Here is a 13,067-nt window from a genome sequence, read left to right on the forward strand (position 1 = left end):
CTTACCGGCTTGAGCTTGCTTCAACCCAGTCGGCGCGCCTCGCTCACTCCCGGCAACGCATCGAGCTTGCCGAGCAGGGTGGACAACTGGCCGTAATCACTGACCTTCAGTCGCAGGCGCAGCTGTATCCGGCCACTGTCGCGCACGTTGTCGCTGTTGATGTTGAGCACGTAGGCATCTTCCTGCGCGATCAGGTTGGTGATGTCTTTGAGCAGCCAGCGGCGATCGGCCGCCCGTACCAGCACATCAACCTCATAACCGGAACCGGCGCGACCCCACTCCACCGGCAACACCCGCTCCGGATGCGCGCCACTCAAGCGTGCCAACGCCGCGCAATCCATACGATGCACAGTGACACCGCGGCTCTGGGTGAGATAGCCGGCAATCGGCTCGCCGGCCACCGGCTGGCAGCACCGCGCCAGCTGCACCAGCAGGTTGCCCACACCCTGTACGGTGAAGTCGGATTTGCCAAGGCTGTCGCGGCGTGCGGTCGGGCGCGGCATGACCGGCACCGCCGGCTGCGATGCCGCCCGCTCGGCCTCCAGCAACGCCCGACTGACCTGGCTGGGGCCGGTGTCACCCAGCGCCACCTGGATGTAAAGATCCTCCACGCTGTCGGCATGGAACTTCTTCGCCGCCACCATCAGGTCCGCCTGCTGCAGGCCAAGGCGTTTGAGTTCCTTGTCCAGCAGTTCGCGGCCGGCCTGCACGTTGCGGGCCCGATCGAGCTTGTGGAACCAGCCGCGCACCTTCTCGCGCGAGCGGTTGCTGGCCAGATAGCCATTGGACGCCAGCAGCCAGTCGCGGCGCGGATCGGCCTCCTTGCCGGTCAGGATCTCCACCCGGTCGCCGCTGCGCAGCCGATAGGTCAACGGCACGATGCGGCCGTTGACCTTGGCGCCGCGGCAGCGGTGTCCGACCATGGTGTGCACGTGGTAGGCGAAATCCAGCGGCGTCGCTCCGGCCGGCAGATCCATCACCTCGCCCTTGGGGCTCAGCGCGTACACCCGGTCCTCGATCAGCTCCGCATCCAGCGCGCCGGCCAGATCCTCCGGATGGGCCGCATCCTGCGCCTGCTCCAGCAGCTGCCGCATCCAGGTGATCTTGCGGTCGAATGCCTTCTCCGCGCCCTTGCCGCCTTCCTTGTACTTCCAGTGCGCGGCCACGCCCAGCTCGGCCTGCGCATGCATCTCGTGGGTACGGATCTGCACCTCGATGGTGCGCCCTTCCGGGCCGATCACCGCGGTGTGCAGCGAGCGGTAGTCGTTGGCCTTGGGCCGGGCGATGTAGTCGTCGAACTCGCTGGGAATCGGCGTCCACAACGCGTGCACCACGCCCAGGGTGGCATAGCAGGCGCCCACATCGTCGACCATCACCCGTACCGCACGCAGGTCGTACAGCTGCTCGAAGGCCAGCTGCTTTTTCTGCATCTTCCGCCAGATGCTGTAGATGTGTTTCGGCCGCCCGCTGACTTCGGCGGCGATGCCCTGCTCGGCCAGTGCCGCCGACAGCTTCTTCTTGACCGTCTCGACGTAGCGCTCGCGCGCGATGCGGGTTTCATCCACCTCGCGCGCGATATGCCGATAGGTTTCCGGATCGAGGAAACGGAACGCCAGGTCCTCCAGCTCCCACTTCAGCTGCCAGATACCCAGGCGGTTGGCCAGTGGCGCGTGGATGTCTCGAGTCAGCTGCGCCAGCGCACGCCGTTGCGCATCGGGCAATTTGTCGGCCGCGCGCATGCACGCCAGCTGCCGCGACAGCAGGATCGGCACCACGCGCAGGTCGTGGATGATTGACAGCAGCAGCCGGCGCAGGCCCTCGCTGTTGCGTCCGGCATCGCGACCGGCGTGCAGCGCCCAGACCTGGTCGGCGGCATCCTGTCCTTCCAGCAGGCCGTTGACTGCCGCCGCCGAGGCTCCCAGCGGCAACGCCGCCAGTTGCGCGCGCAGGCCCGGCAGATCGAACAGCAGCGCAGCGATGATCACCGCCTCATCGGCCGATAGCAGTGCCAGCGCATCCAGGGTGTCGCCCAGTACCGGCCATGGTAGGCGGGGCTCGGTGGGGATATCGGGCTGCTGCCAGAGTTCCAGCAGCGCCTGTCGCAGGGGCGCGGCCAGCGCACTGGTGGAGGGGCGCTGCAGCAGCGCATCCAGGCCAAGGGAGGAGGAACGGTTCACAGCAGTCAATTACGGGCAGTTGCCCCTACACTAGCGCCCAACCCTCTCCGGGAACAATCGTCCATGAAGCTGCCCCGCCTGTCCGTTCTGTTTGCCGTGACCGCGCTGTCGCTGGTCCCGCTGTTTTCCGCCCACGCCCAGCGCCTAGTCCAAGGTGACCTGCAGCAGCAGATGTCCGCCGCCGAGTTCAGGGCCGCTGGCCTGGACAAGCTCAGCGCGGACGAGCTCAACGCGTTGAACAACTGGTTGCAGGGCAAGGTTGAACAGGCCGCCGCCTCGGCCTTGGAAAGCGCCCGCGAAGAGGGCCGCCAGGAAGTGATCGTGAAAAACCGCGGCTTTCTGGCCTTCGGCTCGAACGAGCCGATCCAGGCGCAGCTCGAAGGCGAGTTCCGGGGCTTCGGCAAAGGCCGCCAATACACCCTGGACAACGGCCAGGTCTGGGAACAGACCGATGACACCAGTGCCGGCGGCATCCGCAAGCAGGCACCCACGGTGCGCATCACCCCCGGACTGATGAATGTCTGGTACCTGCAGGTCGATGGCCTGAACACCCGCGCCAAGGTCCGTCGCACCAGGTAGTCCACCTGCTGCCGCGATCACGGACGCGCCGAGTGGGCGTCCCGCTCCGCCCCCCACTCTTCCCCTCGGCACCTGCCGCTCTCAAGACGCCGTTGACCACCATGCCCGTGATTGTGCTGACATTGTTGTTACTCCTGCTTCCGGCCAGCGCTGCGGCGCAGGTCTACAAGTGCAAAGGGAAATCCGGGGAAACGGCCTATTCGGAGTCTCCCTGCGATGCCAGGGCGCAACCGATGAAGCTGCGCGATGAGCCGCCCGCAGCGCCGTCGGGCCCGGCTCCGACAACGGAAGCCGCCGCAACGGGCGAAGTACAGCCCGCCACACCCGCCTCCACCACGTCGGCCACCGAGCAGGAAGCCGCACGCGCCGCTGAGCGCAGCTGCATCGCCAACGTCACCGCGTCGATCTATGGACCTTCCAACGACCGCGTGAGCGTGCTGCAGCAACAGCTGTCCACGTTGAACGACCAGTTGACCGCCACCACCGACCCGCAGCGTACACAGGCCTTGCGCACGCGCATGGGCACCCTGCGTCAGGCGATCACCCGCGAGCACGGCAACGCGCATACACAGATGAACGATGCCCGCCGCCGCTGCGCGGAACGGCACCGGCCGGCGCCGCCACCTGTGCGCTGACCCGCGCGCAGGCGGCGGCTCAGCGGCGCAGCGCACTCACGCGCTGGGCCAGCTTTTTGGCGGAGACGCCGGAACGGAAACCCAGCTCCTGGGCGAACAGCGATACCCGCAACTCTTCGATATCCCAGCGCAGCGCGGCCCATTCCGGCCGTTCCGCCAAACCCTGGGTGCGCGCATCTTCCAGCGCATCGACGAAGGGCTTCAGTTCCAGCATCCGCGCCTGGTCGCGCGGCGGATCGCGCTTGGCGCGCTCGGCGCGCAGGATCATCGCCTTGAGATAGCGCGGGAACTGGGCCAGCGCATCGGCCGGGGTCTGCCGCAGGAAGCCGGCGTGGATCAGCCCGGCCAGCTGCCGTTCCATATCGTCGAGATTTCCGCGCGCCCAGCCCATCAGCGGCGCTTCCAGTTGCGGCTTCAACTCACCGACCAGCCCGAGGATGGATTCGGCCAACTTGAGCCGCTCCATCGCCTCGCCGAACAGGCGTTTGGCCGCATCGGCGCGGCGCAGCTCGAAGGCTTCCGGCGAGCGGATATCGCCCAGCCCGTCCGCCAGCACCGCGTTCATCGCCGCATCGACCAGATCGCCGCGCAGTCGTTCCTGTGACTCGATAGCCGCGTACAACAAGCCCGTCTTGGGCGCTACCGGCAACTGCTTGCGGGCCTGTTTGACCTTGTCGGCCAGGGCGATTTCCAGCAGCCGGCGTACCCCATGCGGGTGGGCAAGACGGGCCTCGTTGCGGTCGGCGAAGATGCGCAGCGCCGCGCATTCACCGGTGTCGACCAGTGCCGGATACGCCGGCACTCCGGCTTCACCGGGCACCTGCTCGGGAATGGGGGTGGCCGGGAACTCGCGCAGGCCTTCGGCCGCCAGGGCCTTGCCGGCACGGGCGGCGAACGCGGTGCCGGCACGTTCGCCCAGACGTGCACGCAGCGCCTCCAGATCACGCGACATGCCCAGCAGCTTGCCGCGCTCGTCACACACGCGCAGATTCATACGCAGATGCGGCTCCAGTGCGTCGAGATCGAAATCGGTGGCCGCCACCTTGGCGCCGGTGGCCTTGGACAGGAACCGCGCCAGCTCGCCGCGGATATCGTCGGGCGACGGCTGCGGCCACGCCTCGAAGAAGGCACGACCGAAATCCGGTGCCGGCACATAATTGCGGCGCATCGCCTTGGGCAGGCTACGGATCAACGCCGCGGCCTTTTCGGCGACGAAGCCCGGGGCCAGCCAGGACAGCCGTGCCGGGTCCAGCGCATTGAGCAGGTGCAGCGGTACATCCAGGGTGACGCCATCATCCTCGCTGCCGGGCTCGAACCGGTAGTGCATCGCCAGGCGTGCATCGCCCAGTGGGAAATATTTCGGATAGCGGTCCTGCTCGCTGCCCTCGCCCGGCAGCAGATCGGTCAGCGACCACTGCAGGCTTCGGCGCTTGTCCGGTGCCAGCGCTTTCCACCAGCTGTCGAGCAGTGCGACCGAATGGATCTCCGAAGGAACGCGGTCCAGATACCAGCGTGCCTGCCAGTCCTCATCGGCGACGATGCCGGCGCGGCGCAACTTGGCTTCTTCTTCGCGCGCCTGCTCCAGCACCTTCAGGTTGTCGGCCACGAAGCCGGCCCGGGTGTTGATCTCGCCGGTCACCAGCGCCTGCCGCACGAAGATGTCGTGCGCTTCACCGGGATGGATGCGGCCGTAGTGCACCGGCTTCTTCGGCGCCAGTACCAGCCCGAACAGACTGATCTGTTCGGAGGCCAGTACCTGCCCCTGCGCGCGCGACCAGTGCGGGTCGAAATGCTTGCGGGCGAGCAGGTGCGGCAACTCGGCGATCACCCAGTCCGGCTCGATCGCGGCGTTGGTCATGCCCCAGATGCGTTGGGTATCGAGCAGCGTGGCACTGAGCACCCACGGCGGCGGCCGCTTGGCCAGCGCCGAGCCGGGGAAAAGATGGAAGCGGCGCTGACGCGGCGCCTGGAAATCGCCCTTCTCGGTGCGATGGCCCACCTGCGTCGGCAGGCCGGCGAGGATGGCCCGATGCAGCGTCTGATAGGCGGCGATACGGGCTTTGTCCGGAACCGTGGTCATCGCGGTCTGCAGCTTGGCAGCGGGGCCGGCCGCGTTGTTTTTCACTGCGGCACGCGGCGGCTCCGTCTTGCCTTCGCGTGCGAGGCGTGCGGCCTTGTGCTGCTCGCCACGGGTGGTCTTGCGCTTGGCTTCGGCATCGCCTCCGGCCGGCAGCGTCGGCGGTGCCGACAACAGTGCCCTGCCGAATTCCTCGCCCTGGCTGCTGTCCCAGCCCAGCTCATCACACAGCAAACGCAGCTGGCGGTGCAGCTCGCGCCATTCGCGCATGCGCAGGAAGCCCAGGAAGTGGCGCCCGCACCAGTCACGCAGCTTGGACTGGGTGAGCTCTTCGTGTGCGTCGCGATAGGCATTCCACAAGCGCAGGATGCCGAGGAACTCCGAGCGCGTATCGGCAAACAGTGCATGCGCGTTGTCGGCCGCTTCGCGCGCCTCGGGTGGCCGCTCGCGCGGGTCCTGGATACCCAGGAACGAGGCGATCACCAGCATCTCCCGCAGGCACCCGCTCTTCTGCGCGGCCACCAGCATCCGCGCCAGTTTCACGTCGACCGGCAGGCGGGCCATCTGCCGGCCGATCGCGGTGAGCTTGCGCTCGCCATCGACCGCGCCGAGTTCGGCCAGCTGCTGCCAGCCATCGGCCACCGCGCGCTCGTCCGGCGCCTCCAGGAACGGGAACTTCTCGATCTGCCCCAGCCCCAGCTGCAGCATCCGCAGAATCACCCCGGCCAGCGACGAGCGGCGGATTTCCGGATCGGTGAACTCCGGGCGCGCCTGGAAGTCGGCCTCGGCATACAGCCGGTAGCAGACACCTTCGGAAACACGCCCGCAGCGGCCCTTGCGCTGGTTGGCACTGGCCTGCGAAACCGGCTCGATATGCAGCCGGTCCAGCTTCTGCCGCGGGCTGTAGCGTTTGATGCGGGCGTAGCCCGGATCGACCACATAGCGGATGCGCGGCACCGTCAGCGAGGTTTCGGCGACATTGGTGGTCAGCACCAGCCGCCGTTTCGGCCCGGGATTGAACACCCGGTCCTGGTCCTTGGCCGAGAGCCGCGCATACAGCGGCAGCACCTCGGTTTCGCGGTACTTGCGCCGTTCCAGCGCCTGGTGCGCATCGCGGATCTCGCGCTCGCCGGGCAGGAACACCAGCACGTCGCCGCGCGGATCGGCGCGGGTGATCTCGTCGATGGCCGCGACAATGGCCTGGTTGACGCTGCGCTCGCCGTCACTGTGGCCGTCAGCGGCGTCATCTTCGCGCACGCCGCCCTCCAGCGGCCGGTAACGCACCTCCACCGGATAGGTACGCCCTTCCACGCTGACCACCGGCGCATCGTCGAAATGCCGCGAGAAGCGCTCGGTGTCGATCGTGGCCGAGGTGACAATCAGTTTCAGGTCCGGGCGTTTGCGCAGCAACTGCTTCAGATAGCCCAGCAGGAAATCGATATTGAGGCTGCGCTCGTGCGCCTCGTCGATGATCAGCGTGTCATAGCGCGACAGCCAGCGATCCGAGGCGATCTCGGCCAGCAAAATACCGTCGGTCATGAACTTGATGCGGCTGTCTTCGCCCACCTTGTCGGTGAAGCGCACCTGGTAGCCGACCACCGAGCCCAGCTCGGTACCCAGTTCCTCGGCCACGCGCGCGGCAACCGCCCGCGCGGCGATGCGGCGCGGCTGGGTGCAGCCGATCATGCCGGCCTCACCGCGGCCCGCCGCCAGGCACAGCTTGGGCAGCTGGGTGGTCTTGCCCGAGCCGGTTTCGCCAGCGATGACCACCACCTGATGCGCGCGGATCAGCGCGGAGATCTGCTCGGCTTCACGCGCTATGGGCAGCGCGTCGTCCATGGTGATGGCGATGTGCGTGGCAGCGCGCTGTTGGCGCTGCGCCGATGAGCGCTCAAGCAGCTGCGTGAACGCCTGTTCGGCGCCGGCATCGCCCGGCTTGCCCTGCCAGCGCGACCACAACCCCAGCAAGCGCCCGCGGTCGCGGCTCATCGCCCCGTCAATCGCCTTGCGGGCATCGCGCAGGCGCACGGCAATGTCTTTCTGGATAGCGCTCATCGATCGTTCAATGTGAAAACGTGAATTACAGGTATGGTTCCAAGGGCGCTATTGTGAAGCCATTCAACCCGCCAAGGAGAAATGCGTCATGGCCAAAGCCAAGAACAGCAGCAAGCCAGAAGCCGGCAAGAAGAAGCTGGCCGCCGCCGCACCGTCGGCCCCGCATATCGATATCGGGATCAACGACAGCGATCGCAAGAAGGTGGCCGACGGCCTTTCCCGCTTCCTTGCCGATGCCTACACGCTGTACCTGAAGACCCACAACTTCCACTGGAACGTCACCGGGTCGATGTTCAACTCGCTGCACACCATGTTTGAAACCCAGTACACCGAACAGTGGACGGCGCTGGACGAGATCGCCGAGCGCATCCGCGCGCTGGGCTTCAATGCGCCCGGTTCGTACCGCGAATTCGTGGCACTGACCTCGATTCCCGAAGAGCCGGGCCTGACGGACAGCGCCGACTGGCGCGAGATGGTGCAGCAGCTGGTGGCCGGCAACGAGGCGGTATGCCGCACCGCGCGCAAGGTGCTGGAACAGGCAGGAAAAGCCGACGATGCGCCCAGTGAGGACCTGCTGACCCAGCGCCTGCAGACCCATGAAAAATACGCCTGGATGCTGCGCTCGCTGCTGCAGTAAGGGCTTCGGGCTGCGCCGCCCTGCGGTATCCAAGGTTCCATTCATGGAGCCTTGGCCCGCGATTGATCAAGCCCCCGGCTTCCCGCGTTCGCCCCCCGCCGTGACACAGGCGGGCTGCGCTGCACAACGCCCGACATCCCGCCGGACTCCGGGCGGCCACACACAACGGGGCTCCCACGGTGCCGTACCGGATGCCACGCGTGGCGCCGCACCCAACGCGCCCTGCCCTGTAGAGACGCGCGAACCTGAGCTTTGCGTTGACACGGCGCCCGGCCGGCATCCGGCAGCAGGTAAACTACGCCGATGCCCCAGAGTCCCGCGCAAGAACTGCTTTCCAGCGTTTTCGGTTACGACAGTTTCCGCGGCGACCAGCAGGCCATCGTCGAACACGTCGCCAGCGGCCATGACGCGCTGGTGCTGATGCCCACCGGCGGCGGTAAGTCGCTGTGCTACCAGATCCCGGCACTGCTGCGCGAGGGTTGCGGCATCGTCATCTCGCCGTTGATCGCGCTGATGCAGGACCAGGTGGAAGCACTGCGCCAGGCAGGCGTGCACGCGGAATTCCTGAACTCCACGCTGGATGCCGAAACCGCCGCGCGGGTGGAACGCGAGCTGCTGGAAGGCCAGTTGCAGTTGCTGTATGTGGCACCGGAGCGGCTGCTGACCGGGCGTTTCCTGTCACTGCTGAGTCGGGCCCGGATTGCCCTGTTCGCCATTGACGAGGCCCATTGCGTCTCGCAGTGGGGACACGACTTCCGGCCTGAATACCGGCAGCTGACCGTGCTGCATGAGCGCTGGCCGCAGATACCGCGCATCGCGCTGACCGCCACCGCCGACCCGCCGACCCAGCGTGAGATCGCCGAGCGGCTGGATCTGACCACGGCCAGGCACTTCGTCAGCTCGTTCGACCGGCCCAATATCCGTTACACCGTGGTGCAGAAGGACAATGCCAAGCGCCAGCTGCTGGATTTCCTGCGCGCACATCGCGACGAGGCCGGCATTGTCTATTGCATGTCGCGCCGCAAGGTCGAGGAAACCGCGCAGTTCCTGTGCAACGAGGGCCTGCAGGCGCTGCCCTATCATGCCGGCATGCCCGCCGACATCCGCGCCGACAACCAGCGCCGTTTCCTGCGCGAAGACGGCATCGTGATGTGCGCCACCATCGCCTTCGGCATGGGCATCGACAAACCGGACGTGCGCTTCGTCGCGCATACCGACCTGCCCAAGTCGATGGAGGGGTATTACCAGGAAACCGGACGCGCCGGCCGTGATGGCGAGCCCGCCGAAGCATGGCTGTGCTACGGCCTGGGCGATGTAGTGCTGCTCAAGCAGATGATCGAGCAGTCCGAGGCCGGCGAGGAGCGCAAGGCGCTGGAGCGCTCCAAGCTCGACCATCTGCTGGGCTATTGCGAATCCATGCAATGCCGGCGCCAGGTGCTGCTGGCCGGTTTTGGCGAAACCTATCCCCGGCCTTGCGGCAACTGCGACAACTGTCTGAGCCCCCCGGCGGCGTGGGATGCGACTGTACCGGCGCAGAAGGCGCTCAGTTGCGTGTACCGCAGCGGCCAGCGCTTTGGGGTAGGCCACCTGATCGACATCCTGCGCGGCAGTGACAACGAACGTATCCGCCAGCTCGGTCACGACCAGCTGAGCACTTTCGGCATCGGCAGCGACCTCGATGCCCGCAGCTGGCGCGGTGTATTCCGGCAGCTGGTGGCCGCAAGCCTGCTGGAGGTCGATCCGGAATCACACGGTGGCCTGCGCCTGACCGACGCCAGCCGCGATGTGCTCAAGGGCCGCCGGCAGATGATGATGCGGCGCGAGCGTCCGGCCAGCCGCGACCGCGACCGCGGCGCCGCCCGCAGCGGCGTACCGGTCCAGTCACAGGATCTGGCGCTGTTCCAGGCCCTGCGTGGACTGCGCGCGGAACTGGCCAAGGAGCAGAACGTGCCGGCGTTTGTGATCTTCCATGACAGCACTCTGCGCAACATCGCCGAGCAGCGGCCCACCAGCGTCGCCGAACTGGCACGGGTCGGCGGCATCGGCGGCAGCAAGCTGGCCCGTTATGGCGAGCGACTGGTTGAAATCGTGCGCGAGCAGGGCTGAAGCGGCAGCGCAGTTCCTGCGCCGCAGCTCACTCCTCGCGTGGCGCCTGGCCGCGCTGTGCAAGCAGCATCAGCCCTTCCCCCTTGCGCCGGTCCGGTGCCGTATCCAGCAACAGCCGTCTGAACACCGGCAACGCCTGCTGCAACTCCTGCAGCGCCAGATGCCGATGCCCCAACCGCAGCAGGACCTCCGCCAATGCCATCCGGCACTGCGCGGTCTCCGGTTTGTCATCGCCATACAGCGACCGGGCGTACTCCAGTGCGGTACGCCGCAATGCCAGCGCCGCCGCACCTTCGCCACGGTGCTCGGCTAGATCGGCGCGTACCTTCAACAGCGGCAGCTCGAAGCCGGAAGGCATCCGTGCCGGCAACTCGTCCAGCAAGGCCTGCGCTGTCGCAAGCTCGTTCTGGAGAATGTGCCAGCGGATCAGATCCAACCGGGCCTGCACCCGCCCGGGCGCGTCCACCGGCAGCGTCGCCGCCAGACCGGCATCGGCATGCAGCAGCAGCTTGCCCGCCTCTTCGCTACGCCCGCTGCGCATCAGAAACTGCCCCAGGCCACTCTGCGCGCGCAGGGTGGTGGGCGACTGGCTCCCCAGCTTCTGGCTGCGCAGTGTCCAGGCCTGCCGGTAGAGCCGCTCGGCCTGCACCACATCGCCACGCAGATCGTGCAGGAGGGCGTAGTTGAACAGGCCCATCGAATACTCGACCGAATCGGCGCCATCCAGCACCGCACTCAGGCGCTGCCGCAGCTTGTACTGCACCTCGGCGGCGGCGTAGTTGCCCGCGTCGCGGTACAGATCGGCCAGCGCGTCATGCTGCATCAGTACGAAGCTGCTTTGGTCTCCATACAGCTCTGTGGCGCGATGCATTCCCGATTGCAGCAATGGAAGCGCCTGATCGAATCTGCCCTGCTCCCGGAGGATCTGCGCCAGTCGCATTTCCGTGGCCAATGTCAGGCTGGTACGGCGGCCATGCCGCCCGGCCAGGACCTGGCGGAACGCCGCTTCAGCCGCCGCCTGGCGGCCATGACGCAGGTACATGATGCCCTTGTTGTAGGTCAATTCAGGCAGTAGCACCTCGGCATGCGCGTTCGGAAGCGTTTCATACAGCTGCCGGGCCTGGTCGAACAGCGCCTCGGCCTTGTCGAACTGTTGCTGATTGGTATGCGCCAAGGCCTTGGCGGCGTACAGCTGTGCCACGACTTCAGGCGCATTGTGTCGGGCAAGCAACGCCAGGCCACGATCGGCCAGCGCCAGCCCTTCGATCCCGTTGCCCTGGCGTGTCTTGTGGATGGAAAGACTCGCCAGCGCTGATGCCGCATCCACCGGACGATCCACATCCTCGCGCAAAAAGCCCTCATACGCCTGCCGCAACAGGCGCTCGGCCTGGGAGGAGACGCCGGAGTTCTGATAGGCAATACCGAGCACGGCGCGCATCCGCGCCTGCTGGGCAGGCACGCCGTCCAGATCGCGTGACACCTGCAACGCCGCGCGATCAAGCAGCTGCCTGGAGGTCAGCTCCTCCTCGCCGCGCTCGGTGCGCAGGAATGGATCCGCGGTTTCGAACACGCCGACCATGAAATCCGTCAACTGCTTTGCAATGGCCGCATCCTCTTGCGCCTGCTGGCGGGTGCGGACCAGGCCGGTGACGAACGCCCCCATCACCACCAGCGCCGCCGAGCCCAGAGCGATTGCCCGCCAGTTGCGCCGCGCTCCACGCTTCAACTCGTACAGGCGGCCGCCTTGCCGCGCCGCGACCGGACGCCACTCCAGATACCGGCGGATATCGGCGCTAAGCGCCTCCACCGAACGGTACCGTTGCGCGACCATGCCTGCACAGGCGCGCCTGACGATCGCGTCCAGATCCCCCCTCAGCTGCCGCCGCCAGCGCAGCGTTTCGGGCGCATGATCGCTGGGCAGAATCATCGGCACATCGATGTCCTGCGGCTCACGCACGCAGGTACGTGCCGCGACCAGCTCCAGCAGCATCACCCCGAGACTGTAGACATCGCTGGCCGCTCCCACATGCGCGCCGCGCATCAACTCGGGGCTGGCATAGCTCGGCGTGCAGTAGCCGGAGTCCTCTTTCGCGCGCGCATCATTGAGCACCCGGGCCAGACCGAAATCCAGCAGAACCGGCTGTCCTCCGGGTGCCACAAGGACATTGCTGGGCTTGAGATCACAGTGCAGAACCAACCGCTCATGCGCCGACTGCACCACGGAACAGATATCCAGGAACAGCCGCAAGCGCTGGGGAAGATCCAGCTTGTGCATCTCGCAGTAGCGATCCAGCGGCAGACCGTCGATGTACTCCATGACCAGATAGGGATGGCCATCGGGCGTCGTACCACCGTCGTAAAGACGCGCCACATGGGGCAACTGCAGATCGGCGAGTACCTGCCGCTCTGCCGCCAGCCGTTCCACCTCGATGGTCCCCGGCAAGCCATGAAGCAGCTTGATCGCAACGGTACGCTGGTAGACCCCGTCCGCCCGCTCTGCCTTGAACACGGTGCCCATGCCACCTTTGGCAATCCGCTCGGTCAGCCGCCACGGCCCCAGACGCTCGCCCACACCGAACTCCGGCGCGAGGGCTTGTGCAAGTGCCGTATCCAGCCTGCTGGCAACCCGGCTCAAACCCACGGTCTGCGCCCGCAGTAACTGGAACACCTCTTCGACAATGCCGGCATCGTCACAGCGTTGCATCAGCGTCGCCCGCCACTGGTCCCGCGGAAGATCGCAGACCGCCTCGAACAGGTCGCGCACCTCCCGCCAACGCTGAGCATTCATCGGCAGCCCCCCC

At 66.8% G+C, this 13,067-nt stretch carries 7 protein-coding genes; 4 read left to right on the top strand and 3 right to left on the bottom strand.

Features of this window, described 5'->3' with window-relative positions; genetic code table 11:
* Window positions 1-20 precede the first annotated feature (20 nt).
* Window positions 21-2,186: a RelA/SpoT family protein gene (locus tag ACVOMH_RS01380; protein WP_338062225.1), complete on the bottom strand. Its 2,166-nt coding sequence runs from the start codon at window positions 2,184-2,186 to the stop codon at window positions 21-23.
* Between the two features lie 54 nt (window positions 2,187-2,240).
* Between ACVOMH_RS01380 and ACVOMH_RS01385 the strand changes: the two genes are divergently transcribed.
* Together ACVOMH_RS01385 and ACVOMH_RS01390 are read left to right on the top strand one after the other, a co-directional pair.
* Window positions 2,241-2,756 (top strand): hypothetical protein, encoded by a 516-nt coding sequence (locus ACVOMH_RS01385; RefSeq protein ID WP_054659794.1) that lies wholly within the window; start codon window positions 2,241-2,243, stop codon window positions 2,754-2,756.
* 101 nt (window positions 2,757-2,857) lie between these two features.
* Window positions 2,858-3,391 carry a DUF4124 domain-containing protein gene (locus ACVOMH_RS01390; protein WP_241772681.1) on the top strand — a complete coding sequence of 178 codons (534 nt, stop codon included), beginning with the start codon at window positions 2,858-2,860 and terminating at the stop codon, window positions 3,389-3,391.
* A 19-nt stretch (window positions 3,392-3,410) separates the two neighbouring features.
* Here the strand turns inward: ACVOMH_RS01390 and hrpA are convergent, their stop codons facing one another.
* On the bottom strand, window positions 3,411-7,523 hold the full coding sequence (gene hrpA, locus ACVOMH_RS01395; RefSeq protein WP_481550800.1) for an ATP-dependent RNA helicase HrpA: 4,113 nt from the start codon (window positions 7,521-7,523) through the stop codon (window positions 3,411-3,413).
* An 88-nt stretch (window positions 7,524-7,611) separates the two neighbouring features.
* On the opposite strand from hrpA, the gene ACVOMH_RS01400 reads away from it, so the two are divergent.
* Together ACVOMH_RS01400 and recQ are read left to right on the top strand one after the other, a co-directional pair.
* The gene (locus tag ACVOMH_RS01400; RefSeq protein WP_481523713.1) at window positions 7,612-8,160 is read left to right on the top strand and encodes a Dps family protein; all 549 of its coding nucleotides are present in this window, start codon (window positions 7,612-7,614) and stop codon (window positions 8,158-8,160) included.
* A gap of 303 nt (window positions 8,161-8,463) precedes the next feature.
* Window positions 8,464-10,266 carry a DNA helicase RecQ gene (gene recQ / locus ACVOMH_RS01405; RefSeq protein WP_481550801.1) on the top strand — a complete coding sequence of 601 codons (1,803 nt, stop codon included), beginning with the start codon at window positions 8,464-8,466 and terminating at the stop codon, window positions 10,264-10,266.
* Between the two features lie 28 nt (window positions 10,267-10,294).
* On the opposite strand, the gene ACVOMH_RS01410 is transcribed toward recQ, so the two are convergent.
* Window positions 10,295-13,054: a protein kinase domain-containing protein gene (locus ACVOMH_RS01410; protein ID WP_481550802.1), complete on the bottom strand. Its 2,760-nt coding sequence runs from the start codon at window positions 13,052-13,054 to the stop codon at window positions 10,295-10,297.
* Window positions 13,055-13,067: the final 13 nt, after the last annotated feature.

It is taken from the genome of Stenotrophomonas sp. STEN013, from assembly GCF_056760355.1.

What these genes read in the sequence shown, in the direction of transcription:
- ACVOMH_RS01385 (WP_054659794.1), top strand. Translation starts at nt 2,241, where the DNA reads ATGAAGCTGCCCCGCCTGTCCGTTCTGTTTGCCGTGACCGCGCTGTCG.
- ACVOMH_RS01390 (WP_241772681.1), top strand. Translation starts at nt 2,858, where the DNA reads ATGCCCGTGATTGTGCTGACATTGTTGTTACTCCTGCTTCCGGCCAGC.
- hrpA (WP_481550800.1), bottom strand. Translation starts at nt 7,523, where the DNA reads ATGAGCGCTATCCAGAAAGACATTGCCGTGCGCCTGCGCGATGCCCGC.
- ACVOMH_RS01400 (WP_481523713.1), top strand. Translation starts at nt 7,612, where the DNA reads ATGGCCAAAGCCAAGAACAGCAGCAAGCCAGAAGCCGGCAAGAAGAAG.
- recQ (WP_481550801.1), top strand. Translation starts at nt 8,464, where the DNA reads ATGCCCCAGAGTCCCGCGCAAGAACTGCTTTCCAGCGTTTTCGGTTAC.
- ACVOMH_RS01410 (WP_481550802.1), bottom strand. Translation starts at nt 13,054, where the DNA reads ATGAATGCTCAGCGTTGGCGGGAGGTGCGCGACCTGTTCGAGGCGGTC.